The sequence below is a fragment of the Dactylosporangium sp. CA-139114 genome (assembly GCF_050955725.1).
Lineage (GTDB): Bacteria > Actinomycetota > Actinomycetes > Mycobacteriales > Micromonosporaceae > Dactylosporangium.
Genome location: NZ_CP192080.1, coordinates 3279198 through 3301008 on the forward strand (window position 1 = coordinate 3279198; position 21811 = coordinate 3301008).

The 21811-nt window shown below is 72.3% G+C and carries 24 protein-coding genes and 2 pseudogenes; 13 read left to right on the forward strand and 13 right to left on the reverse strand.

What is annotated here, in order from left to right:
- Window positions 1-13: 13 nt before the first annotated feature.
- The 3 genes from ACQP2P_RS14870 to ACQP2P_RS14880 are packed head-to-tail and all read right to left on the reverse strand — an operon-like array spanning window position 14 to window position 1115.
- Window positions 14-436 (reverse strand): hypothetical protein, encoded by a 423-nt coding sequence (locus tag ACQP2P_RS14870; RefSeq protein WP_433616485.1) that lies wholly within the window; start codon window positions 434-436, stop codon window positions 14-16.
- Window positions 433-630, reverse strand: a complete 198-nt coding sequence (locus ACQP2P_RS14875) for a hypothetical protein (RefSeq protein WP_433616486.1) — start codon at window positions 628-630, stop codon at window positions 433-435. The genes ACQP2P_RS14870 and ACQP2P_RS14875 overlap by 4 nt, the downstream gene beginning before the upstream one ends.
- Before the next feature lie 59 nt (window positions 631-689).
- The gene (locus ACQP2P_RS14880; RefSeq protein WP_433616488.1) at window positions 690-1115 is read right to left on the reverse strand and encodes an STAS domain-containing protein; all 426 of its coding nucleotides are present in this window, start codon (window positions 1113-1115) and stop codon (window positions 690-692) included.
- A 215-nt stretch (window positions 1116-1330) separates the two neighbouring features.
- Here ACQP2P_RS14880 and ACQP2P_RS14885 point away from each other — a divergent pair, with 215 nt between their 5' ends.
- Window positions 1331-1543 (forward strand): hypothetical protein, encoded by a 213-nt coding sequence (locus tag ACQP2P_RS14885; protein WP_433616490.1) that lies wholly within the window; start codon window positions 1331-1333, stop codon window positions 1541-1543.
- A 17-nt stretch (window positions 1544-1560) separates the two neighbouring features.
- Here ACQP2P_RS14885 and ACQP2P_RS14890 read toward each other — a convergent pair whose 3' ends face one another.
- On the reverse strand, window positions 1561-2070 hold the full coding sequence (locus ACQP2P_RS14890) for a MarR family winged helix-turn-helix transcriptional regulator (RefSeq protein ID WP_433616492.1): 510 nt from the start codon (window positions 2068-2070) through the stop codon (window positions 1561-1563).
- Window positions 2071-2469: 399 nt separating this feature from the next.
- On the opposite strand from ACQP2P_RS14890, the gene ACQP2P_RS14895 reads away from it, so the two are divergent.
- The 4 genes from ACQP2P_RS14895 (at window position 2470) to ACQP2P_RS14910 (ending at window position 5556) form a co-directional block, all read left to right on the forward strand.
- On the forward strand, window positions 2470-3687 hold the full coding sequence (locus ACQP2P_RS14895; RefSeq protein WP_433616493.1) for a protein kinase: 1218 nt from the start codon (window positions 2470-2472) through the stop codon (window positions 3685-3687).
- A gap of 80 nt (window positions 3688-3767) precedes the next feature.
- On the forward strand, window positions 3768-5009 hold the full coding sequence (locus tag ACQP2P_RS14900) for a cation:proton antiporter domain-containing protein (RefSeq protein ID WP_433616495.1): 1242 nt from the start codon (window positions 3768-3770) through the stop codon (window positions 5007-5009).
- 137 nt (window positions 5010-5146) lie between these two features.
- Complete coding sequence (locus ACQP2P_RS14905; protein ID WP_433616496.1) at window positions 5147-5422, forward strand: hypothetical protein; 276 nt, start codon at window positions 5147-5149, stop codon at window positions 5420-5422.
- Window positions 5419-5556: a hypothetical protein gene (locus ACQP2P_RS14910; protein ID WP_433616498.1), complete on the forward strand. Its 138-nt coding sequence runs from the start codon at window positions 5419-5421 to the stop codon at window positions 5554-5556. The genes ACQP2P_RS14905 and ACQP2P_RS14910 overlap by 4 nt, the downstream gene beginning before the upstream one ends.
- On the opposite strand, the gene ACQP2P_RS14915 is transcribed toward ACQP2P_RS14910, so the two are convergent.
- The 5 genes from ACQP2P_RS14915 to ACQP2P_RS14935 all read right to left on the reverse strand — a co-directional run bounded on the left by ACQP2P_RS14915 (window position 5501) and on the right by ACQP2P_RS14935 (window position 10805).
- Complete coding sequence (locus ACQP2P_RS14915) at window positions 5501-6946, reverse strand: serine/threonine-protein kinase (RefSeq protein WP_433616500.1); 1446 nt, start codon at window positions 6944-6946, stop codon at window positions 5501-5503. The genes ACQP2P_RS14910 and ACQP2P_RS14915 overlap by 56 nt on opposite strands.
- A 424-nt stretch (window positions 6947-7370) precedes the next feature.
- A complete protein-coding gene (locus ACQP2P_RS14920; protein ID WP_433616502.1) occupies window positions 7371-8570 on the reverse strand; it encodes an ABC transporter permease in 1200 nt (399 codons plus the stop codon).
- Window positions 8567-9238: an ABC transporter ATP-binding protein gene (locus ACQP2P_RS14925; RefSeq protein ID WP_433619141.1), complete on the reverse strand. Its 672-nt coding sequence runs from the start codon at window positions 9236-9238 to the stop codon at window positions 8567-8569. The genes ACQP2P_RS14920 and ACQP2P_RS14925 overlap by 4 nt, the downstream gene beginning before the upstream one ends.
- Window positions 9239-9246: 8 nt before the next feature.
- Window positions 9247-10308, reverse strand: coding sequence for a peptidoglycan-binding domain-containing protein (locus ACQP2P_RS14930; protein WP_433616504.1), 1062 nt, complete (start codon window positions 10306-10308; stop codon window positions 9247-9249).
- Window positions 10305-10805, reverse strand: coding sequence for a hypothetical protein (locus tag ACQP2P_RS14935; RefSeq protein WP_433616506.1), 501 nt, complete (start codon window positions 10803-10805; stop codon window positions 10305-10307). The genes ACQP2P_RS14930 and ACQP2P_RS14935 overlap by 4 nt, the downstream gene beginning before the upstream one ends.
- Window positions 10806-10930: 125 nt before the next feature.
- Here ACQP2P_RS14935 and ACQP2P_RS14940 point away from each other — a divergent pair, with 125 nt between their 5' ends.
- The 4 genes from ACQP2P_RS14940 to ACQP2P_RS14955 all read left to right on the forward strand — a co-directional run bounded on the left by ACQP2P_RS14940 (window position 10931) and on the right by ACQP2P_RS14955 (window position 14962).
- Entirely contained in the window at window positions 10931-11587 is a 657-nt protein-coding gene (locus ACQP2P_RS14940; RefSeq protein ID WP_433616508.1) for a response regulator transcription factor, read from the forward strand.
- On the forward strand, window positions 11584-12804 hold the full coding sequence (locus ACQP2P_RS14945) for a HAMP domain-containing sensor histidine kinase (RefSeq protein ID WP_433616509.1): 1221 nt from the start codon (window positions 11584-11586) through the stop codon (window positions 12802-12804). Before ACQP2P_RS14940 ends, ACQP2P_RS14945 begins: the two co-directional genes overlap by 4 nt.
- Window positions 12805-12991: 187 nt before the next feature.
- The gene (locus tag ACQP2P_RS14950) at window positions 12992-13267 is read left to right on the forward strand and encodes a hypothetical protein (protein WP_433616511.1); all 276 of its coding nucleotides are present in this window, start codon (window positions 12992-12994) and stop codon (window positions 13265-13267) included.
- Window positions 13268-13336: 69 nt separating this feature from the next.
- Window positions 13337-14962 carry a methyl-accepting chemotaxis protein gene (locus ACQP2P_RS14955; protein ID WP_433616513.1) on the forward strand — a complete coding sequence of 542 codons (1626 nt, stop codon included), beginning with the start codon at window positions 13337-13339 and terminating at the stop codon, window positions 14960-14962.
- 280 nt (window positions 14963-15242) lie between these two features.
- Here the strand turns inward: ACQP2P_RS14955 and ACQP2P_RS14960 are convergent, their stop codons facing one another.
- The 4 genes and pseudogenes from ACQP2P_RS14960 to ACQP2P_RS14975 all read right to left on the reverse strand — a co-directional run bounded on the left by ACQP2P_RS14960 (window position 15243) and on the right by ACQP2P_RS14975 (window position 17336).
- Complete coding sequence (locus ACQP2P_RS14960; protein ID WP_433616514.1) at window positions 15243-15581, reverse strand: hypothetical protein; 339 nt, start codon at window positions 15579-15581, stop codon at window positions 15243-15245.
- Window positions 15582-15721: 140 nt separating this feature from the next.
- Window positions 15722-16228, reverse strand: a pseudogene (locus ACQP2P_RS14965) (TIGR03943 family putative permease subunit); the annotation flags it as partial.
- A 64-nt stretch (window positions 16229-16292) separates the two neighbouring features.
- Window positions 16293-16490, reverse strand: a pseudogene (locus ACQP2P_RS14970) (permease); the annotation flags it as partial.
- A 192-nt stretch (window positions 16491-16682) separates the two neighbouring features.
- The gene (locus ACQP2P_RS14975) at window positions 16683-17336 is read right to left on the reverse strand and encodes a TetR/AcrR family transcriptional regulator (protein WP_433616516.1); all 654 of its coding nucleotides are present in this window, start codon (window positions 17334-17336) and stop codon (window positions 16683-16685) included.
- 112 nt (window positions 17337-17448) lie between these two features.
- Here ACQP2P_RS14975 and ACQP2P_RS14980 point away from each other — a divergent pair, with 112 nt between their 5' ends.
- Genes ACQP2P_RS14980 through ACQP2P_RS14995 form a run of 4 tightly spaced genes read left to right on the forward strand, consistent with a single transcriptional unit; the run spans window position 17449 to window position 21807 of the window.
- Complete coding sequence (locus ACQP2P_RS14980) at window positions 17449-18417, forward strand: ATP-binding cassette domain-containing protein (RefSeq protein ID WP_433616518.1); 969 nt, start codon at window positions 17449-17451, stop codon at window positions 18415-18417.
- Window positions 18414-20006 carry an ABC transporter permease gene (locus ACQP2P_RS14985; protein WP_433616519.1) on the forward strand — a complete coding sequence of 531 codons (1593 nt, stop codon included), beginning with the start codon at window positions 18414-18416 and terminating at the stop codon, window positions 20004-20006. The genes ACQP2P_RS14980 and ACQP2P_RS14985 overlap by 4 nt, the downstream gene beginning before the upstream one ends.
- Window positions 20007-20044: 38 nt before the next feature.
- Entirely contained in the window at window positions 20045-20686 is a 642-nt protein-coding gene (locus ACQP2P_RS14990) for a TetR family transcriptional regulator (RefSeq protein ID WP_433616521.1), read from the forward strand.
- A gap of 20 nt (window positions 20687-20706) precedes the next feature.
- The gene (locus ACQP2P_RS14995) at window positions 20707-21807 is read left to right on the forward strand and encodes a lysylphosphatidylglycerol synthase transmembrane domain-containing protein (protein ID WP_433616523.1); all 1101 of its coding nucleotides are present in this window, start codon (window positions 20707-20709) and stop codon (window positions 21805-21807) included.
- Window positions 21808-21811 lie beyond the last annotated feature (4 nt).

Here is a 21811-nt window from a genome sequence, read left to right on the forward strand (position 1 = left end):
CGCGACGCGTGGCTCAGCGTCGTGCATCGCGGCGGCGCAGGGCGGGCGGCACACGGTGCTGGTGGCGCCGTTCATGCGCGAGCAGCTCGCGAGTCGATTTCGTACAGTGCGCTGCCGTCGGCGAGCTCTCCCTGTCACGCTGCACTCCGGCCCGCCCGGTGCCGACCTGGGTGCGCAGCGCCGCGGGTACGGACAAGGTGTATCCGACGTCGGCCGTCCGGGCGTACCAGCGACCGCCGCGGTGCAGCAGCGCGTCACGGGCCGGCGTGCGGTACGTGCCGGCGAAGGAGTGCGCGACCCGGTCGTAGTAGCGCGGGCGGGCAACCGTCGCCGGATCGTAGCCAGGTGAGCGGCGTACCTGCGCCGATGTGCGGTCGAGGTGGATGACGCGCGCGGCTTGGTCGACCTCGGCGACCGTCCCGGCGGGCACGATCATCCGGCGGCCGGGAATCGTGGGTCGTTGTTGACGACCAGGCACGTGGTGCCGAGCGATGCGCTCGCGCGGTCGACGGTGCCGACGGTGCCGTCCGTGGTTTCGACGTCGAAGCCGGCAAGGTCGGCGGTGCCGGTCGAGACGGCGGTATCCGTGCCGTCACGCCACTGCCAGACCTGGTAAGGGTCGGTGAACATCGAGGTTCCTCCCTCATCACCGGATGGAGTCGACTGGAGGGCGGGGCGCCTGTCGCCGGTCATCTGGACGCCGGTGTCTCCCACCAGCGAACCTCGTCGAGCTGGTCGCCGGAGGCGTAGCGGCCCTCGGTGTCCCCGGGCGTCCCCGGGGACCGGTGGCGCGGGCGGTAGCCCGCCGGGGCAGGCGCGGTCTGCAGCACACGGTCGACCCGGGCGAGGGCCAGCAGCCGGTACAGCCGCGACGACATCCCGCGCAGGGTCAGCCGTCCGCCCGAGCCCCAGACGGTGCGGTGCACGCTCACCAGCAGGTCGATGCCGGTCGCGTCGACTCTCGGACAGGCGGCCAGGTCGACCACCATGTGTGCCGGTCGCAGCGCCGCGGCGTCTTCGAGCTGCACCCGGGTGCGGGGAACCGCGGTGGCGTCCAGCGCCCCTTCCACGACTACCTCCACGAAGGGCACCGTTGGCGTCTCGGTGGTGGGCATGAGTCCTCCGCTCGTCGACTTCGCTCGTACCTCCACCGTCGGCCCCGCATGTGGAGGCCTTCGGACGATTCGATGACGGTCGTGTGACACCTTGATGAGCACAACACTTGCGAGATTACAAATGTTGCCTCAGACGAGATGTCAAGCAATTGTCATGCGGTCACAGGATCGTTGCGCGGCAACGTGATGCGACGATGAAGGCGGGAGGTCTGGTCATGACGGTGGTGCAGGTGTCCGATGGGGTGGACTTCCGGCTGGTCTGCGACGGCTGCGGCGCAGTCGTCGAGCATCTGGGGGTGAACCTCCACAACTGGGACCTGGCGTGGAGTTTCATCAAGCGCTACGGGTGGATCGGGGACCGGTCGGAGCGCGGGCCACACGGATGCCCACGATGCCGCACCGCGTCCGTTGATGTGGACGGTTGCTGAACAGCCTGGCCGAGGCGTCAGCCGGCCCGCCGCCTCGGTTTGCTGGGCGCCTCATCCGCCGATCGTTGCCAGCATTGCCACCAGTCGTCGTCGAGCAGTTCGCCGCCGGCCAGGACGAAGCGGTGCAGCAGACGCAACGTTCGGCCGGAGGCGGTGAGGCCCGCTTCCTGCACGATCCTGTGCAGCTCGGCGCGCCGGGCCTCCATGACCGCGCCGACGGTGTCGCGGCCGGACGGGGTGAGGCCGAGCCAGATCGTGCGCCGGTTGCCGTCCCGCTGGAAGCGGTGCACGAGCCCTTTCTGGCAGAGCCGGTCGCACATCCTGGTCAGGGTCGACGCGGCGACGCCGAGCTCGGCGGCGAGGTCGGTGCTGCGGTGGGGCTCGCCGGCCAGGATCACGAGGGCCCGGTACTGCGGCAGGGTGACGTCGACCTCGAGCTCGGCGAGGTTTCGGGCCGTGAGGGCGACCATGGTGCGGCTCACTGCGAGCAGCGCGCTGACAAGCGCCTCGTCGTCGATCTCGGGCACGCTTCATCTTCGCATTCCGGCGCCGACCTCGTCATGGCCGGGCGACGCTCCGGACTGCCTGGGCGGGTGCGGCTCGATCGTCCGGCAGGCTCCTCGGTGCGATCTGACGGAGCACGGCCAAGGCCGTCGTGGCCCACCAGCGCATGTCGCAGAGCGGCGTGATCGTCGAGCCGCACTGTCCCTCGAGGTGATCCGCGACCTCGGCGTCGGGCAGCGGACGGGCCGCAGGGCGACTCCCTGGAGCCGGGCGCTTTGGCACGGGACCGTCACCTCGGTGACCATTGCCATCACGAATTATTGCACTAACACAACACTTAGTTTCCGCGCGCAGCGTCGTCCATGGTGTGGCGGCATACTGGGAGGTGGCAATTCCACCGCAGACAAGGACGCGACCTCAGCATGGAGCTGTTGCATCGGTACCGGCTGGACCGCGTCATCGCCGTCGGCTCGACGGCCGAGATCTGGCGCGGCTACGACAGGCTGCTCCAGCGACCGGTCGCCGTCCGGCTGCTGCGCACCGACCGCCCAGGCCGCCGCGAGGCGTTCCTCGCCGCAGGCCGCGCCACTGCCCGGCTCACCCATCCGAACATCGTCGCGGTATACGACGTCGGCATCGCCACGCTTGCCGAGCGTGGCCGCACTCCGTTCGTCGTGATGGAGCTGGCCGACGGCCACTCGCTGGCAACCAGGCTCGAGGCGGGCCGGCCCACGTGGCCGGCCGCGGTGCGGATCGGCGCCGGGGTGGCGGCCGCGGTCGCCGACGCGCATCGTCAATGGGTGGGCCACGGCCGCCTCGGCCCCGCAAAGATGCTGCTCACGGACGTCGGCGTGAAGGTCGTCGGATTCGGCGGGGACCTGTCCGATGACTTCGACGCCGCGCAACGTGACGTCCGGGCCCTCTGTGCGACGCTCGCCACGTGTCTCGACGACGACGGCGTCCAGCTCGCGCCGTCGTGGCTGCAGTTGCTGTTGCGGCCGGCGGTTCGCGACCTCCCAGGCGCCGACGAACTCGCCAGGAGACTCGCGGCCGTGGCCGAGTCCACCGTTGAGATCGCCCCCGTCACGGCGCTGCAGAGCGCCGTCCCGAATCCGACCGCCCCGGTCCGGCGGCGCGGCCGATGGACCCTGCGCACTGTCGTGGCACTGCCGGCGGCCGGTCTGCTGCTGCTCGGTGGGGTGGCCGCCCTCGGTCAGGCCGCGCCCGGCGGGCTGCCGTGGTTCGGCCACCCGCCGGAGATCGCCGTCGCCCCGCCGGACGGCAACCCGTGCGCCGGCGTCGCGCTCGATCCACGGGCCTGCGCGCCGGCCGAGGCGCCGAGTCGGCCGGCACCGACCACCGCGAGGCACCCGACGCCGATGCGATCGAAGACGACTAAGCCGTCGGGCGGCAGCACTGCGCCGACGACGAGCGCCACACCGTCACGTTCCCCGGCAGCGCCCTCGTCGGCCGCCCCGTCCGGGTCGCCATCGGCCTCGCCGTCGTCGCCCACGGCCTCGCCGTCCCGTTCGCCAGTGGTGCAATCGCCGACGCCGACGTCTTCGAGGTCCGTATCCGCCAGCCCGTCGGCGGTGCCGTCCGCCGCTGTTGCCGCCTCCGGCTCGCCGGGCGCCGCCTGATCGGGTAGGTTGCTTGCGGGTGTGCCGGGAAGTCTGGTCGGCGATGTTGTGCTTGTTTCCGCCGACCGACAGGGTGCCTGGTGTCGTTACTGCTCGTGTTCGCCGTCGTGCTGCTCGTCGCAGTGCTGTTGTCCGCGCTCGCGCACCGCACGGTGCTGTCGACCGCGGTGGTCTTCCTGGCGGCCGGGTTCCTGGTCGGCGACGGCGTGTTCGGGCTGGTGCACGTGGACGCCGCCTCGCCGGTGGTGTCGTCGCTGGCCGAGCTGGCGCTGTTCGCGGTGCTGTTCACCGATGGCATGCGGGTCGGCTGGAACGACCTGCGCTCCGCCTGGCGGCTGCCGGGCCGGGCGCTGGGGCTCGGGCTACCGCTGACGCTGCTCGTCACCGCCGTCCTCGCCCGCTACGTCGTGGGGCTGGACTGGGTGGAGTCGCTGCTGGTCGGGGCCATCCTGGCGCCGACCGATCCGGTGTTCGCCTCGGCGCTGGTCGGCAACGACAAGGTGCCCGGGCGGCTGCGGCACCTGCTGAACGTGGAGTCCGGGGTGAACGACGGGCTGGCGCTGCCGTTCGTGGTGGTCCTGCTGGCCGTGGTCGCCCATGACGCGCAGCTGCACGTGCTGGAGATCGGCTGGGAGCTGCTGCTGGGGATTGCGATCGGGATCGCGGTACCGTGGCTGGCCATCCGTCTGGAACGGACCCGCTGGTTCGCCGTGTCGGAGCAGTATGCGCCGCTCAACGCGGTGGCGATCGGGCTGCTCGTGCTCGCCCTGGGCAAGGCGACCCACGCCAACCTGTTCCTGGCCGCGTTCGCCGCCGGCATCACCGTCGCCACCATCGGGCACAAGGAGCGCGCGGCGTTCGAGCACTTCGGCGAACTCATCGCCGAGACCCTGAAGCTCGCCGCGCTGCTGGTCTTCGGAGCACTGTTGTCGCCGGCGTTCTTCGGCGGGATCGGCTGGGCCGGCTGGGTGTTCGCGCTCCTGGCGCTGCTCGTCGCGCGGCCGGCGGCGCTGTGGCTGTCGTTCCTGCGCAGCGGGCTCGGCGCGCGAGAACAGCTGGCGGCGATGTGGTTCGGGCCGAAGGGCTTCGCGTCCGTCGTCTACGGCCTGCTCGTGCTGGCCTCGGGCGTCGCCGCCGCGGAGCCGATCTTCGCACTGGTCGCGCTGACCATCGTGCTGAGCATCGTGCTGCACTCTTCGACCGACATCGTGGTCGCCCGCAGCTTCGTGCCCGAGCTGATGCCGGCCTGGCAGCAGCGCCTCGAAACCCGCGGGCGGCGGCTGCTGCAGCGTCGCCCGGTCCTGCCCACCACCGAAGACTGAGGAGTTGGCGTGCGTGCCCATGAGCTCGTGAGCCCGATCCCGGCGCTCCACCCGGACACGTCGGCGATCGAGGCGGCCCGGGCCCGGCAGGACCTCCCGGGCTGATCGTCCTGGACGCCAAGGGCTACCCGTCGGCCGTGCTGGCCGGGACGCAGGTGCTGCGGATGGCCGTGCCGCAGTACTGCCAGGACGACCCGGCGCTGGCCCGCGTCGTGGACGAGGAGGCGGACGGCGTGTTCCTGGCCGGACTCGGCGGGCGCACCGTCGCCCAGGCGCTGCGCGAGCGGGGCCGCGACCTCGCCGTCGTGGCCGTGGACGCCACCGTGCTGGAGCTCGCCGCGCTCATGGGCCCGCACCGGTACCCCGCTCGTCGCCGTCGTCGACCAGCAGCGGCGCCTCCGGCAACGTCGTGATCCTCGGCCTCGCCGAACGCATCGGCACGAAGATCAGTTTCTGGCGGTTCACCCGCTACGGCCTCGTCGTCGCAGGTGTCACCGTCGCGGTGTGCGTGCCCTACCTCTGGCTGCGCTACCTCGCGTTCCGCTGACCCGGCCCGTCAGGCCCGCGCCGCCGACGGCGGAGATGGCCACGGACCGCTGGCACGAGGCGCCGTCGAGCGTGAACGCCGTCGGGAAGCCGGCATCGGATCGCTCGAGCACGCCACGGAGCTCGATCGTGGCCGGCGCGTCGGCGGTCAGCGACTGGTGCCCCGTCACCGTGACGGTTGAACCGGACTGGGTCCACGAGGAGCCGGCGACGTCGGTGACCCGCTGACCCGGTGGGGCGGCGAACTGCAGCGTCCACGTTCCCGGCCCGTCGCCGGTGACGGTGACGGCGGCGGCGAAGGAGCTCGCGGTGCGGTGTCCGATGTAGCGCACCGCGCATCTGGGCCTGGAGCCGATGTGCTCGCCGCCGGCGCTCGCCGCCGCGGTCGGCCACAACGGCCGGATCCAGCCGCCCGCACCGACGAGCACCACGGCGGCGATGAGCGCAGCGCGACGGCGCCAGGGCCGAGCCGGTTTCGATCGCCACGGCACCGTGCAGGGATGCTCCGGCCGGTGCGGACGGTACGGCGCCGCCACCGGCTCGAAGGTGACGACAGGGTCCGCTTCGTCCGCGTGCCGGGCCATGGCGGACCGCAGAACTCGGGCGACGGTACGGCTGGACGGACGGCTTTCCGGCTCTTCGGCGAGGCAGGCGTCCACGACCGCGACCACCTCGGCCGGAACGCCTGAGATCGGCGGCAGGCGCAGCGACCGCCAGGACCGCCGCTGCCGCATGATCGCGTGGCGGGTCGGTTCGGTCCACGGCAGGGCGCTGGTCAGCATGCGGTACATCACCAGCCCGAACGCGTACATGTCGGACGCCGCCGTGACCGGGTCGCCGCGCAGCTGCTCGGGGGCCATGTATTCGGGGGTGCCGAGGATGACGCCGACCGGCCCGGTCCCGATCGCGCTGAGAATTGCCGCGAGCCCGAAGTCGATCACCTTGACCCCGGCGTTCGTGACCATGATGTTGCCCGGCTTGATATCGCGGTGCACGACGCGGTGCAGGTGGGCCGCGGCGAGCGCGTCCGCGACCTGGACCGCGATGTGCGTGGCTTCCAGCCAGTCCAGCGACCTGGGACCGGACAGCCGGCCGTCGAGGGTCTGCCCGTCGACGTACTCCATCACCAGGTACGGCGCGGGCCGGCGCAGCCCGCGAGAACGGTGACCGGCGTCGAACACCGCGGCGACGTTCGTATGGTTGATCCGGGCGACGGCCCGTGCCTCCGCCTCGGCTCGGTCGCGCGCCCGCCCCGATCCGGCGAGGTCGGGCAGGAGCAGCTTCACCGCCACGGTGCGATCGAGCCGGGTGTCGACGGCGCGCCAGACCTCGGCCATGCCACCGGTGCCGGCCTGGCTCACGAGCCGGTAACGCCGGGCCACCGTTGCCATCGCAACGACCCTCCTCCGTGCTGGACGCCCTGCTTCGAACGCTATCCAGTCACATTCCCGCGCATCCAGCCCATGACGCCGTCCCGGCGGTATTGACACGGGACCGTCACATCGGTCGGCGGGGTAGCGCGAGACATTCCAGATGCGCAAAGGTTCCGCTCGGCGTCAGCCGTCCCTGTCGCGGAAGCGGTCAAGTTCCGAGTCGATTTCGGTGGAACTCCGGACTCGGCGGTCACTGCCCATGGCGTTCCGAGCCTTAACCGCCCACCTCGTCACCGGATCCGCCTTCATCCGGTCCTGCCTGGGTCTGTACCAGGTGCGGAAATCGAGCTGGACGAGAGCGGCGGCCGACCCGGTGACGTAGCGGAGGACGGGGCAGGTCGGCCTCGTCCACGGTGGACGAGGCCGACCGGTGGCGTTCGGATCAGGTCGCGGCCAGGGCCTCAGTGGGTGGCAGCCGTGACGCCCGGACGGCTGGGTAGAGGCCGGCGATCCCGCCGATGACGATCGTCGCGCCGATCCCGCCCAGCTGGACCCAGGTCGGCACGGTTGCCGGCCACCTCTGGGTGAGCGCGTAGCCGGCGGTGACCAACCCGCCGACCAGCACACCGCCGCAGCCGCCGAGTGCCGACAGGAGCAGGGACTCGGCCAAGAACTGGAGGCGGATCTGGCCCCGGGTGGCGCCGAGCGCGCGGCGCAGACCGATCTCCGCCCGGCGTTCGAGCACCGAGATGATCATCGTGTTGGCGACGCCGACACCGCCGACGAGCAGTGCCACACCGCCGAGGCCGAGCAGGAGTCCGGTGAGTGCCCGGTCGGTGGCCTGTTGGGCCGCGAGCGCGTCGGAGGGCCGCTCGACGGTGACCTCGTTGGGGTGTGCCGGGTTGGCCGCATGGCCCAGCAGCGACCGCACGTGCGTGACCGCAGTCGGCTCGGTCCGCACGTAGACCGTGGCGATCGGTACGTCCTGGCCGAGCACCTCGCGGGCCGCGGTCCAGCCGATGAACGCCGCGGAGTCCAGCTCCGGCGTAAGGGGGTCGGGCGCCAGGATGCCCACCACCGTGAACCACCGGTTGCCGAGCCAGACCCGCACGTCCGGGTCGGCCGCGGAGATGCCGAGCGCCCGTGCTGCCCGGTCGCCGAGCACCACCGCGTGTCCCCGTGCTGTGGCGTCGTTGAGCCAGGTGCCGCTTGCCAGGTGCGCCCCGACGGGGGTGAGCAGGTCGGTCCGGGCCGCCAGGACCGCGATCGCGTTGGTCTCGCCCTCGGGCATCCGGTCGTTGCGGTAGACGTGGGCGTCGACCCGGCCGGTCGCCGACGCGGCGGTGACCCCCGAGATCCGGCCGATCATCTCGACCGCCTCGGGCGGCAGTGGCGCCTGCTCCCCGGTGAATGTCCGGCCCTCCGACACGGTCAGCAGGTTGGTGCCGATCTTTGCAAGCTCGCGTTCGAGCTCGGCGCGGCTTGACGCGGAGATGCCGACGACCGCCACCATCGCCGCGATGCCGATGGCGATGCCGAGCGCCGACAGGAAGGCACGCAGTGGCCGGTTCCGCAGGCCGGCCGCGCCGACCCGGGCGAGGTCGGGCACCCGCAGGCGGGCCGGGACGAGCCGCGCGCTCACCGGGGCACCGCCGAGTCGGTGTGCACCCGGCCGTCGCGCATCGCGATCTGCCGCGGCAGCGCCGCGGCCAGCTCCCGGTCGTGGGTGATGACGACGACGGTGGCGCCGTCGGCGTGCAGCTGCCGCAGCAGGCCCACGACCGCGGCGCCGGAGGCGGTGTCGAGGTTGCCGGTGGGCTCGTCGGCGAGTAGCAGCCCTGGCCCGCCGACGACGGCCCGGGCGATCGCGACCCGCTGCCGCTCACCGCCGGACAGCTCGTGCGGACGGTGCCGGATCCGGTGACCCAGTCCAACGTGTTCGAGCGCCTCGGCGGCGCGGCGCCGGCGGTGCCTCCGGGGCGTGCCGGTGTAGAGCAGCCCGTCGGCGACGTTGTCGAGCGCGTTCATCGCGGGCGCGAGGTGGAACTGCTGGAAGACGAACCCGATGCGCGTCGCCCGCAGCGCCGACAGCTCGCGGTCGGCGAGCCCGGCGACGTCGTGGCCGGCGACGCGGACGGTTCCGGAGCTCGGCCGGTCCAGCGTCCCGGCCAGGTTCAGCATCGTGGACTTGCCGGAGCCGGACGGCCCGACGATGCCGACGAGCTCGCCCTCGTCGACCCGGACGGTGACCCCGGCCAGCGCCGTGACGCCGCCGGGGTAGTGCTTCGCCACCTCGTGGAGCTCGAGCATCGCGGTCGTCATGACGTCGGCACGCTCACGTCGGTGCCCTCGGCGATGCCCGCGCCGCGGATCTCCACGTTGCCGGCTGCGAACAGGCCGAGTTCGACCGGCACGATCCGCGCCGTCGCGCCGGTGACGACCTCGACGCCGTACCGGTCGCCGTCCAGCGCGAGCAGCGCCACGATCGGCACCGCCAGCACGTCCTTGCGCTCCCGGACGACCACCCGGACCTCGACGGAGGTCGGGTCCCCGGCGCTGATCGCGGCCTGGTCGGCGACGGTGACCGCGACCCGCAACTTCACCGCGTCACCGCCCTCCTCGACGACGTCCTTGACGGTGCCCGCGGTGGTGCCGCCGCCCGGCAGCAACACCGTCGCCGCGCCGCCAGGTGGGACGAGCGTCTTGTACTTGGCGTCCAGCCGCATGACGACCCGCCGCTCCGTGCTGGTGGCCTCGAAGATCGGGCCACCGCTGACCTGGTCACCGACGCGGACCTTGAGCGCGCCGACCCGCACCTGCCCGGGTTGGAACACCACCCGGCCCAGCTCGACCGAGCCGGTCTGCTCCAGCCCGACCCGCTTCTGCCACTGCTTCACCGCCGTCGCGGTCGAGGCCGAGAACGTCTCGTCGACGGTGAACCCGCCGAACCCGAGCGCCTTGAGGTTGCCTTCGAGCTGCCGGACGTCCGGGCCCTTGATCCCCGTGCCAAGGTCCCTGTAGGCGGGCACGTCACCGGTCATCAGGATCACCGGCCGGTTGTCCAACCAGCAGAGCGGATCACCGGCCCGCAGGATCTGGCCGGTAGCCGGAAGCCGGGTCACCGTCCCGGCCAGCCGGGTGGCCAGCGGTGCCGGCTCACCGTACTCGACGGCCCCCTTGAACGTCTGCCCCTCGACGAGGGTCGTGCGGGTGACCTTGACGGTCCGGCGCGGTGCTGGTCCGGCGGGCTCCTGCCGATCGTCGCCGCGGAACACGGCCGCGGCAGAGCCCGCCCCCGCCAGCGCGAGGACGGCGCCGCCGCCGGCGAGCAGGAACCAGCGGCGGCTGCGGGGCCGGTCGTGCCGGGGTGGCGCCGTCATTGCGCCGGCCCCGCAGGGACCGCGCCGGCCGGCCCGCCGCATTTCTCCGTCGCCTGTTGCAGTTCGGCGATCTTGGCGTTGTATGCCGGGTCGCTCGGGTCGGGCAGCGGCGGCCGTCCGGGTCGGCCGTCGGCCGACGGGTCAGGGTAGTCGGCGATGCCCTTGTCGCGCATGCACTTGGCGAACTTCAGCGCCTCTGCCCGCTCCTCCTCCGACAGCTTGGGCGGCTCACCGCCGTTGGGCAGCAGCGGCCGGCATTTCTCCAAGGCAGCCTGGAACGCGGCGTCGTTCGCGGTGACGGTCCCGACGGCGCCGGTCCCGTCGGCATTCCCGTCCGGGTCCGGCATGTCGTAGCCGTTGTCGCGCATGCACTTGGAGAACTTGAGCTGCTTGTCGCGGTCCGCCTCCGCCGCGCTCTGCTGGTCCTTGTCCGAGGCACCGTTACCACCACAGGCGACGAGGGCGGGTGTGCCGAGCAGGAGGAGCAGTGCGGTCACGAATCCGGCCGCTCGGTCCAGCCTCATGTTGTGTCTCATGGCGGCAAGCTTGGGCCGGACCGTGTGACGTTGCCGTGTGCGCGGTCCACACACCAACCACACACGAGGTCGGCAGACTGTTTGACATGCGGGTACTTGTGGTCGAGGACGACCTGACGCTGGCCGAGCTGATCGCCGACGGGCTGCGCGAGCAGGACCACATCGTCGACGTGCTGCACGACGGCGCCTCCGCGATCGAGCGCGCCGCGCTCATCGGCCCGGACGTCGTCGTGCTCGACCGGGACCTGCCCGTCGTCCACGGTGACGAGGTGTGCCGGGCACTGGTCCGCAACAGCAGCGAAGCGCGGGTCCTCATGCTGACCGCGGCCGCGTCCGTCGACAGCCGCGTCGAGGGCCTCGGGCTCGGCGCCGACGACTACCTGGTCAAGCCCTTCGCGTTCGCAGAGCTCGTCGCCCGGGTCGCGGCCCTGGGGCGGCGGGCCCCGACCCGCCGCCCGACACTCCTACGCCACGCCGACCTGACGGTCGACATCGGTCGGCACGAGGTCCGCCGCGGCGACCGGTACATCCACCTCAGCCGCAAGGAGTTCGGCGTTCTCGAACAGCTCATGCGTGCCCAGGGGGAGATCGTCAGCGCTGAGCAACTGCTCGACCGGGTCTGGGACGAGCACGCCGATCCGTTCACCACCACGATTCGCACGACCGTGAAGACGCTGCGGCAGAAGCTCGGCCCGCCCGACCCGATCACGACGGTCGTCGGCCGGGGGTACCGGCTGTCATGACCGGACGTACGACCTTCCCGAGGCGCATCACCATCCGCACGCGGCTCACGCTGTGGTACCTCGCCCTGTTCCTGGTCACCGGCGGCGTCATGCTCACGATGGTGTACCTGCTGACCCGCCAGGCGCTGGACTCGGCCGATCAGGCGGTGGTCGGCACCTACGACGCGGTGATGGCACCAGGGCCCTCCCCGCCCGCCCCGTTCTCGACGTCCGCCACGTCGCCCATGGCCGCCTTGCCCAGCGTCGAGCCGTCGGTCGTCCGCGCCTATGGCCGGCCCGACCTCGTCGAGGCCGTCACGACCGCTCGGCGGGACTCGCTGCGGACCATCGTCACCCAGACGGGGATCCTGTTCGCCGCGATGACCATGCTGACGCTGGGTCTGGGCTGGCTGGTCGCCAGCCGCGCCCTGCGACCGCTGCGGACCATGACCCAGGTCATCGAGCGGCTGTCCCACGACACGCTGGACGCGCGCATTCCGCACGCCGGCCCGCGTGACGAGATACGAATCCTCACCGACAGCTTCAACACCATGCTGGACCGGCTGTCGACGGCCTTCCAGGCGCAGCAGCTCTTCGCCGCCAACGCCTCCCACGAGCTGCGGACCCCGCTGACCATCATCCAGACGGCCGCGGAGAAGGCTCTGTCCCGGCCGACGCGGGCCGAGGCCGAGTACCGCGACGCGCTCACCACCGTGGTTGCGGCCACGCACCGCAGCGAGCGGATCCTCGCGGGCCTGCTGACCCTCGCGCAGTTGCGCCGGCAGGTCCGGCAGGACCTGCTGGACCTCGCCGACGTGGTGCGGGAGGCGAGCCAGGCCCTGCCCCGTCCCGGACCCGCTCTGCAGGTGGCAGCGGCGCCGGCCCCGATCAACGCGGACCCGATCCTGATCCAGCTCCTCGTTCGCAACCTGCTCGAGAACGCCGCGCGGTACAACACCGACAACGGGTCAATCTGGGTGAGTACGACGGTCGCCGGCCCGTCCGCGACCCTGATCGTCGCGAACACCGGCCCTCGCGTGGCCGAGGTGGACCTGCCCAAGCTGCGCCGGGCGTTCCAGCGCGGCAGCAACCGCACCGGCAGCCACGACGGCTCGGGCCTGGGCCTCGCCATCGTCGACGCGATCGTCGAGGCCCACGGGGCCCGCTGGTCGGCCGTGCCCCGGGCCGGCGGCGGGCTGACGGTGACCGTGACATTCGCTGCTGCTTCGTACCGGTGAGGACGACCCGGCCGCGGCGGAGCATCTGGGAACGTTCGCGTACCGCGACGGGGATGGCAGCGACCTGCGTGTGTTCCTGAGGCGGCATCTTGCAGCCGTCGATCGGACGGAGGCGGTCCCGCTGCGCCTGCACGCGCTGACCGACGCAGCATGCACTGGGCTGCGCGAGACGGCGCAGTAGGGGGACTTGACCGGGCCAACCCAGTCGACCGCGGAGTGCGCCCCGGCGGTCGCCGGGGTGGCATTGCTGGACCGGTTCGAGGCGGTGCGTGAGACGGGGACCCGGTCGGCGTTCGACGCCACGCAGCGGCTCGCCCTGTACGACCTGCGAGCGGATCGCCGGGTCACCGTGGCCGACGGTGTCGATCAGGTGGCCTCGAACGGGCACCTGCCCTGGCGGTCCACCGGTGACCGGCGCGCGGCCACCTGGCACAGCCTGGATCTGTCCATCCTGGTGCCGTAGGGCGCGAAAGGCTCATGCCGGCGGCCGGGGTGCCGATACGGCGGGTGGAGTCTGAATGCGGGGTGGCGTATGCGGTGGAGCATCGGCCGGCGGCTGGCGGCCTTGGGAGCGCTGGGCGCCGTGGCGACGCTGGTGGTGGGGGGCATCGGGTTCGTGCAGGCGGGCCGGGCCGCGGACCAGTCGGCGACGGCCCTGGCGGTGGCCGAGACCCGCGCGACGGTGCTGGACGCCCAGCACACGGTCGCGGTCGTCTACGCCGACGCCAACATCCTGGCCCACGCCGACCAGGCCGCCCGGGCGCCGGTCCTCGACGAGCTGCGCGGGCACGCCGACGACCTGCGCGAGCACGCCACCGAGCTGCGGGCGGCGCACGTGGACGCGGCGACAGACCGGCAGCTGGCGACGGCGTTCCTGCCGGCGATCGACCAGGTCCTGGCCAGCGCCGCCACGATCGCCGACGTGGGCGGGACCGTCGACGCCGCCGCCGTGGAACGGGTCAACGGCCAGTGGGCGACCTTCGACAAGGCCAGCGACGCGCTCGGCGAGGCCATCGACGCGGCCGCCGCACGAGAGAGCACCGCCGCCGAGCAACGGTCTCGGGAAACCCGGGTCAGCATTCTGCTCGTCGCGCTGCTGGCTGTGGTCGCGGTCGCCGGCGCCACGACGGTCGTGGCGCGGGTGATCGGCGGGTCGGTGGCGCGGACGAAGCGGATGCTGCAGCAGGTCGCCAGCGGCGACTTCACCGGCCGACTGCCCGTCCGCGGCCGCGACGACCTGGCCGAGATGGGCGACGCGGTCAACGGCACGATCGAGCGGGTCGGCGCGGCGCTGCACCGCATGGTCGGCGAGGCCGAACGCCTCCAGGACGCATCCGGCCGGCTCACCCAGGTCAGCGACACGCTGACCGGCCGGGCCGCGCAGGCCGCCGCGGACGCAACCACCGCGCAGCAGCGGGTCGCGGAGATCAGCGACGGGGTGCGGTCCGTTGCGGCCGGCAGCGACCGGCTGCAGTCGGCGATCAACGAGATCACCCGCAGCGCCGACGAGGCGACCGGCATCGTGCGTGAGGCGGTCGCGCACGCCGGGCGAGCCAACGCCACCATCACCGAACTCGGCGAATCCTCTGCCCGCATCGGCGAGGTCGCCCGGGTCATCACCGCCATCGCCGAACAGACAAACCTCCTCGCGCTCAACGCCACGATCGAGGCGGCACGCGCCGGTGAGCAGGGCAAAGGTTTCGCCGTGGTGGCCGGAGAAGTCAAAGAGCTGGCCAACCAGACGGCACAGGCCACCGAGGACATCGGCCAGCGTCTCGCCGCGATCCAGCGCGACAGCGCCGGCGCCGCCGAGGCCCTCGCCCTGGTCGCGGGCACGATCGAACGCATCGCCGGGTCCCAACACGCGATCACCGCCGCGGTTGGCGAGCAGGGCGGTATCCGGGACCAGATCCGCGGTGACGCCGCCCGGGCCGGTGACGGCACCGCCGAGGCCATCACCCGGATCGCCACGGCGCGCCAGGCGTCGGACGAGACGAACGCCGCCGCGACGGACACCAAGGCCGCCGCGGCGGACCTGGCCGGCATGGCGATCGGGCTGCGGGAAACGGTCAGCAGATTCCGGTTGCCGGCCGGACGCCCGGCGGGCGATGCCGCCGACCAGCGCGCGGCGGCCGCCTGGCGGTCCTCGATCGGTTGACCTGCATTGCCGCTTCGGGGCAGGCCGGTGTTGGTAGATTCCGGCGGTGCTGTACGACGTGGCGCTGCTGGACCGGTTCGAGCCGGTCAGCGACGCGGACGGCGCGTCGGCGACCACGCTCGGGCTGCGGCTGCTGCTCTACGACCTCGTCGACGGCCGCCTCGTGCGCATCGCGGACGCGGCCGGGCAGATCCTGGGCCGCGGTGGTCGACCGGCGACCAGGAGACCCTGGTATGGCACAGCCTGGACCTGCGGACCCTGCCCCATTGACACCAGCGGCTCAGCGCAGGGTGGTGAGGTCGAGCAGGTGCCACGTCATGGTCTCGTTGTCGCCGGCGGCCCACCACAGCCAGGCCCCGGCCAGGCCCTCGGCGGTGGAGACGGCGATGCTCAGGTGCCGGCCAGAAGCCAGGTCGTAGACGGCGAGGCGTTCGCTGGCGGTGGCGGCCTGGGTGGAGATCGGCGCGGCCAGGAATTCGAACCGGTCCTGGGCCGCGACATCAGTGCAGAGCGGGATCTCACCGTCGGTGTTGATCCGGGCGGTCTGGCCGGTGCCGTCGGTGCGGCGCAGCGTGACGACGGCGGCCTGCTGGGTGGTGACGACAGTGCGGCACCACACGGCGCCGCAGTACAGGTTCTGGCCGGACTGTCCGGTGACGGTGACGTAGAGGATGGGCTCGCCGTCGACCGGTCCGGGTCGGGGTCGGTCTGCGCTGTGTAGGTGCCGGTGACCTCGAGCCAGGTGTCGGCGGCGGTCCCGGGTGGGACGGCGCCGGTGAGGCCGACCTTGACCGGCCGGGCGTCCGCGGCGCAGCAGATGATAATCATCCGGGTCAGGTAGCGCTTGTCGCCGGCGACGACGATGAACCCGGACAGGGCGACCGTCCGGCCCTGCAGGCTGCGGCCCTGGTCGAACACCGCTCGCGACACGTACTCCAGCAGCGACACCCGGGCCGGGTCGCCGGCCGGCAGCGGCGGGAAGTCCGAGTTCGCGGCGGCGCTGAGTGCGGTGCCGCCGCGGGATGCGGCGTAGGAGCCCAGAGCCGGTGGGGCGACCAGCAGCAGCGCGAGGGCAGGGGCGACGATCAGCCAGGACGGCTCGAACCGGCTGTGCCCATGCCCGTGCCCATCATCGTCGTGGTCGTGCTGGTGCCCGTGGGCGGCGGTGACGAAGAGGCGGGCGAGGTTGATAGCGGCGACGGCGACGAGGACGGCGCCGGCGAGTGCAGGCCGGGTTTGACGTAGCGGACGTAGGTGCCGGTCCAGGCGGTGCGGATGAGCGTACCGCCGATGAGTAGCAGCACCACGGAATCCACCGAGGCCCGGCCGGTCACAGCAGCACCGCCCCGGTGAGCACGGCGACGGTGAAGCCGACGGCGAACGGGGCCGGGGCGAGCCGGACCGCGAACCGGCGGCCGAACATCCCGGCCTGCATCGCGAATAGTTTCAGGTCGACCGTCGGCCCGACGACCAGGAACGCGAGCCGGGCGGTGAGGGGGAACTGGGACAGGGACGCGGCGACGAACGCGCCGAATATTACAGCGAGAATCATCACCGTGGAGCGGCGCCAACTTCCGGTGCCGGGTATCCGGGAGGCAGCCACGGCGGCGCCACAAGCTCGCGGGCCGGCGCGACCGAAGCGCATACGGCGCCGCATGCACTGAAGTCAGACGGCGGTCGCCCACACCAGGTGTGGGGTGCGTGGCGGTGACCGGCGGGGTCAGGGCAGTGGCTGGGTGAGGTACCGCTGGATGGCCGGTGCGCAGAACGCGACGAGGGCGGCGCGGTCGAGGTCGACGAGGGGTGGGACGCGGACGACGTAGCGGGCGAGGGCGATGCCCATGAGGTGGGCGCCGGCGAGCGCGGCGCGGGCGTCGGCGTGGTCTTCCGGCAGGTGGGGCAGGGCTTGGCGGAAGAGGTTGGCGCCGAGGATGGCGCGGAGCCGGTCGGCGGCCTTGTCCGAGGAGATCGCGGAGCGGGCGATGGCCAGGATCGGTTCGGCGGTGGCGGGGTCCTCCCACAGGTGCAGATAGGTGTCGACCATCCGCTCGCCGAGCCGCTCGGCGTCGCCGGCCAGGGCGGTCAGCATCCGCTGCACGATGCTGTCGGGGATGTGCAGGGTGGCGGCGAACAGGTCGTCCTTGCTGCCGAAGAAGTGCCGGATCAGGCCGGTGTCCACCCCGGCCGCCGCGGCGATGACCCGCAGTGACGCCCCATCGAAGCCTTTCGCGGCGAACTGGTCGCGGGCGGCGGCCAGGATCGCCTCGCGGGTGCCGCTGTCGCCGCCGGCCCGCCGGCCGGTGGTCCGCCGCCCGCCAGGCTTTCCGGCGGCCTGTCCGAGAGCTACGCCGTGCGCAGGTGTTGTGCTCGCCACGGACCTAGCATAGCTCATCATGCGTTGACTTCCACAGGTGTGGAGTTTACGTTGGTGAGAACTCCTCAACCGTGGAATTGCAATATCGGCAGCTCAGGGAAGGGCGTCCGTCATGAACCAGTCGAGCTCCGCGCCGTCGCCCGACGGCGACGCGGTCATCGAAGTCACCGGGCTGGTCAAGTCGTTCGGCGCGTTCAAGGCCCTCGACGGCCTCGACCTGCGCGTCACCCGCGGCGAGGTGCACGGCTTCCTCGGCCCGAACGGTGCCGGGAAGTCGACCACCATCCGGGTGCTGCTGGGCCTGCTCAAGGCCGACGCCGGTCAGGTCCGGGTGCTCGGCGGCGACCCGTGGCGCGACGTCGTGACCCTGCACCGCCGCCTGGCCTACGTGCCCGGCGACGTGTCGCTGTGGCCGGGCATGACCGGCGGCGAGGCGATCGACCTGCTCGGCAAGCTCCGCGGCGGCCTCGACGAGGACCGCCGCAAGGAACTCATCGGACGCTTCGAGCTCGACCCGACCAAGCGCGGCCGGCAGTACTCGAAGGGTAACCGGCAGAAGGTCGCCCTGGTCGCCGCGCTCGCCTCCGACGTCGACCTGCTCATCCTGGACGAACCGACATCCGGCCTGGACCCGCTGATGGAGGCGGTCTTTCAGGAGGAGATCGCCAAGGAGAAGGCCCGCGGCCGCAGTGTGCTGCTGTCCAGCCACATCCTGTCCGAGGCCGAGGCCCTCGCTGACCGGATCAGCATCATCCGGGCCGGGAAGGTCGTGGAGACCGGCACCCTGCAGCAGTTGCGCGGCCGGACCCGCAGCACCATTCACGCCGTGTTCACCGGCCCGCCCGCCAGCCTGGACGGGCTGACGTCCATCCACGACGCCACGCTGCAGGACGGCCGGTTCACCGGCACCGTCGACGCCGATCAGCTCAGCGCCGCCATGGCCGAACTCAGCCGCTACCCGCTCACCTCGCTGACCGTGGCACCCCCCTCGCTGGAGGAGTTGTTCCTGCGGCAGTACGGCACCGACAGCTCGGTCGAGTCGGCACGCTGGGGCACGGCCGTCACGGGTGGTGTGGCATGAGCCAGACCATGACCGGCGCGCGGCCGCTGCTGCGCGCCGCGCTCAAACAGGACGCCCGCAACATCGGCCCGTGGATCGTGCTGATCACCGCCCTGTCCGCGTCGTCGGTCCTCGCCTACGGCTGGGTGTTCCCGGACCTGCCCGCCCGGCAGCAGCTGTCGGCGACCCTCGGCTCCAATCCGGCGCTGAGCCTGATCTTCGGCCCGGCCCGGGACCTGCTCACCGCCGATGGGTTCAACGCCTGGCGGGCCGGCGCCCTCGGCGGGTTCTTCGCCGCGCTCATGGCGATCTTCATCGTCGTGCGGAACAGCCGCGCCGACGAGGACTCCGGCCAGGCCGAACTCCTCGCCTCCGGGGTGATGGGCCGCCAGACCCGCCTCGCCGTCGCCATGCTCATGGCCGTCCTCGCCTCGATCGCGCTCGGTGTCGTATCGTGGCTGGTCACCGTGGCGTTCGGCGGCGGCTGGACCAACTCCCTCGCCCTGTCGGCCACCTTCACCGCCTCGGGGCTGATGTTCGCCGGCGTCGCCGGGATCGCCGCGCAGATCGGCTCCGACGCCCGCGCCGCCAACAGCATCGCCGTGGCCACCCTCGGTATCGCGTTCATCGTCCGGGGGTACATCGACGCCAGCCAGACCGGCGGCTGGGCGGTGTGGCTGACCCCGCTGGGCTGGCTCGAGCAGGTCCGCCCCGCCACCGGCAACGACGGCCGGCCGCTGCTGCTCGCCCTCGGCCTCGCGATCGTCCTCGCCGGGGCGGCCCTGGCCTTGCACGCCCGTCGCGACTTCGGCCTCGGCATGATCGCCCCGCGGCGCGGCCCGGCCCGCGGCGGTCTCGTCGCCTCGGTGTGGGGCCTGGCCGTGCGGATCAACCGCGGTTCGCTCATCTCGTGGCTGATCGCCTTCGCTGGCCTGGGCCTGGTGTTCGGGTTCCTGGCCACCTCGATCGGTGACGTGTTCGCGTCCAACCCGAACATGGGCGGCCTGATCAAGTCCGGCGCGACCACCCAGGCCGGGCTGATCTTCGGGTTCCTCGTCACCGTCCTGCAGCTGGTCGGGATCATCGCCGCCGTCTTCGGGGTCCAGGTCGTCATGCGCGTCTACGCCGAGGAGACCGACTACCGGGTCGAACCGGTCCTGGCCGGGGCGTTGAGCCGCGGCAAGTACCTGGCCAGCAACGCGATCATCCCGTTCGCCGCCCCGGCGGTCGCGCTGCTCGTCGCCGGGACCGTCATCGGCCTTGTGGCCGCGCGCGCCGAACCCGGCATCGCGGTCGGCGACGTCGTCCTGCAGGCCCTGGCCACCATCCCCGCGGTGTGGACCCTCGTCGCGCTCGCCCTCGCCACGGTCGGCGCGAACCCGAAGGCGCGGCTGGCCGGCTGGCTCGGCGTCGTGGCCACGTTCGCCCTGACGCTGCTCGGCCCGCTGTTCAAGCTGTGGAGCTGGATCCTCGGCATCAGCCCGCTGTGGCACGTCCCGAACGTCACCGCCACCAGCCCCGACTGGTCCGGCCTCGGCATCGTCACCCTCGTCGCCGCCGCCTTCACCGCCGTCGCGTTCGCCGGATTCCGCCGCCGCGACGTCATCTGACCCACCACCAGCATCCACCGACGGAAGGAGGTCTGATCATGGCCCGACGCAGCGGACGCCGGCCCGGCAGCCCCGACACCCGCGAGGCGATCCTCACCGCCGCCCGCACCGCGTTCGCCGAGAAAGGCTACGACCAGACCTCCATCCGCGCCATCGCCGCCGCAGCCGGCGTCGACCCGGCCCTGATCCATCACTACTTCGGGACAAAAGACCAGCTGTTCCTGGCCACGATGAACGCCCCGTTCGACCCGGCCGAGGTCCTCCCGCGCATCATCGACGGCCCCCGCGACGAGACCGGCACCCGCCTCGTGCGGTTCATCCTGGCCCTGTGGGACTCCCCGGCCGGCGCCCCCGCCGCAGCCCTGATGCGCTCCGCCGTGAGCAACGAATGGACCGCCCGGCTCGTCCGCGAGTTCGTCGTCACCCGCATCCTCGCCCACGTCATCAAGGGCCTGAACCTCGACGAGTCCGAGGCGCCCATGCGGACCTCGCTGGTCGTCACCCAGATCGTCGGCCTGGTCATGGTCCGCTACATCGTCAAAGTCGAACCGATCGCGTCCACACCACCGGCGCAGCTGATCGCCGCGATCGGCCCGACCGTGCAGCACTACCTCACCGGCGACCTGCCCGGCGTGCTCCCGCACGCCGGGCCGTCCGCTGGCAGCTCCGAAATCCTGTGAACCGATCGGATCGAGGCGTCATGTCGGTGTTGCCCGGCCAGCCCCGCGCCGTCAGCCACGGGCTCGAACAGCCGCAGCGCCCGCGGCACCCACGGCGGCGCTGGCTGCGGCGCACCGCCGTGGTCGCGGTCGTCGTCCTGTTCACCGTCGAGCTTGTGCTGGGCTGGCCGTCGCTGGCCGGCGCGCTGACCCAGCTGCGCGCGCCACAGCCGGGCTGGCTCGCCGCCGCGGTCTTCGCCGAGATGGCGTCCATGACGGCGTACGCGCGGATGCAACGCCGCCTGCTGCGCTCCGCCGGGCTCGTCGTGCCGCTCTACCGGCACATCGCCCTCGCCTACGCCGCCCACTCCCTCAGCGTCACCCTGCCCGGCGGGCCAGCGTTCTCCACCCGGTTCAACTTCCAGCAGATGCGCCGCTTCGGCGCCACCCCCGCCGTCGCCGCCTGGTGCATCGCCCTGTCCGGGCTGCTCTCCGCCGCCGGCCTCGCCGTCGTCACCGCCATCGGGGCCCTTACCGTCCACGGCACCCCGCCATGGCCCACCCTCGCCGGACTCGCCACCGCCACGCTCCTCGTCATCCTCGGTGTGCGGCAGCTCGCCCGCCGCCCCGAGCCACTCGAACCCGGCACCCGCGCCGTGCTGCGCGTCGTCAACCGTCTTCGCCGCCGCCCGGCAACCCACGGCCTGGACCGCGTGCACCGGTTTACCGGCCAGCTACGCGCCGCCCGGCTCACCCCCGGCCACGCCGCCGCGGCCGCCGCCTACGCCGTGCTCAACTGGCTCCTCGACGCCGCCTGCCTCTGGCTGTGCTTCCACGCCGTCACCGACGCCCCAGTCGACACCACCCAGATCCTGCTGGCCTTCTGTGCCGGCATGGCCGCCGGCACCCTCACCGTCATCCCCGGCGGACTCGGCATCATCGACAGCGCCCTCATCCTCGGCCTCGTCGGCGGTGGCGCCGACACCCCCAACGCGATCGCCACCGTCGTGCTCTACCGGCTGATCAGCTTCGGCTTCATCATCGGCGTCGGCTGGATCACCTGGCTCGCCATCCGCCACCGCCACGACCAGCCGACCCCGACCAACGATGCTGGTGACGGCGACACCGTCGCGCACGCCTGAACCG

Excerpts from the sequence above, each read along its gene's own strand:
- ACQP2P_RS14870 (WP_433616485.1), bottom strand. The coding sequence starts at position 436 with ATGATCGTGCCCGCCGGGACGGTCGCCGAGGTCGACCAAGCCGCGCGC.
- ACQP2P_RS14875 (WP_433616486.1), bottom strand. The coding sequence starts at position 630 with ATGTTCACCGACCCTTACCAGGTCTGGCAGTGGCGTGACGGCACGGAT.
- ACQP2P_RS14880 (WP_433616488.1), bottom strand. The coding sequence starts at position 1,115 with ATGCCCACCACCGAGACGCCAACGGTGCCCTTCGTGGAGGTAGTCGTG.
- ACQP2P_RS14885 (WP_433616490.1), top strand. The coding sequence starts at position 1,331 with ATGACGGTGGTGCAGGTGTCCGATGGGGTGGACTTCCGGCTGGTCTGC.
- ACQP2P_RS14895 (WP_433616493.1), top strand. The coding sequence starts at position 2,470 with ATGGAGCTGTTGCATCGGTACCGGCTGGACCGCGTCATCGCCGTCGGC.
- ACQP2P_RS14915 (WP_433616500.1), bottom strand. The coding sequence starts at position 6,946 with ATGGCAACGGTGGCCCGGCGTTACCGGCTCGTGAGCCAGGCCGGCACC.
- ACQP2P_RS14925 (WP_433619141.1), bottom strand. The coding sequence starts at position 9,238 with ATGCTCGAGCTCCACGAGGTGGCGAAGCACTACCCCGGCGGCGTCACG.
- ACQP2P_RS14930 (WP_433616504.1), bottom strand. The coding sequence starts at position 10,308 with ATGACGGCGCCACCCCGGCACGACCGGCCCCGCAGCCGCCGCTGGTTC.
- ACQP2P_RS14940 (WP_433616508.1), top strand. The coding sequence starts at position 10,931 with ATGCGGGTACTTGTGGTCGAGGACGACCTGACGCTGGCCGAGCTGATC.
- ACQP2P_RS14945 (WP_433616509.1), top strand. The coding sequence starts at position 11,584 with ATGACCGGACGTACGACCTTCCCGAGGCGCATCACCATCCGCACGCGG.
- ACQP2P_RS14955 (WP_433616513.1), top strand. The coding sequence starts at position 13,337 with ATGCGGTGGAGCATCGGCCGGCGGCTGGCGGCCTTGGGAGCGCTGGGC.
- ACQP2P_RS14980 (WP_433616518.1), top strand. The coding sequence starts at position 17,449 with ATGAACCAGTCGAGCTCCGCGCCGTCGCCCGACGGCGACGCGGTCATC.
- ACQP2P_RS14985 (WP_433616519.1), top strand. The coding sequence starts at position 18,414 with ATGAGCCAGACCATGACCGGCGCGCGGCCGCTGCTGCGCGCCGCGCTC.
- ACQP2P_RS14990 (WP_433616521.1), top strand. The coding sequence starts at position 20,045 with ATGGCCCGACGCAGCGGACGCCGGCCCGGCAGCCCCGACACCCGCGAG.
- ACQP2P_RS14995 (WP_433616523.1), top strand. The coding sequence starts at position 20,707 with ATGTCGGTGTTGCCCGGCCAGCCCCGCGCCGTCAGCCACGGGCTCGAA.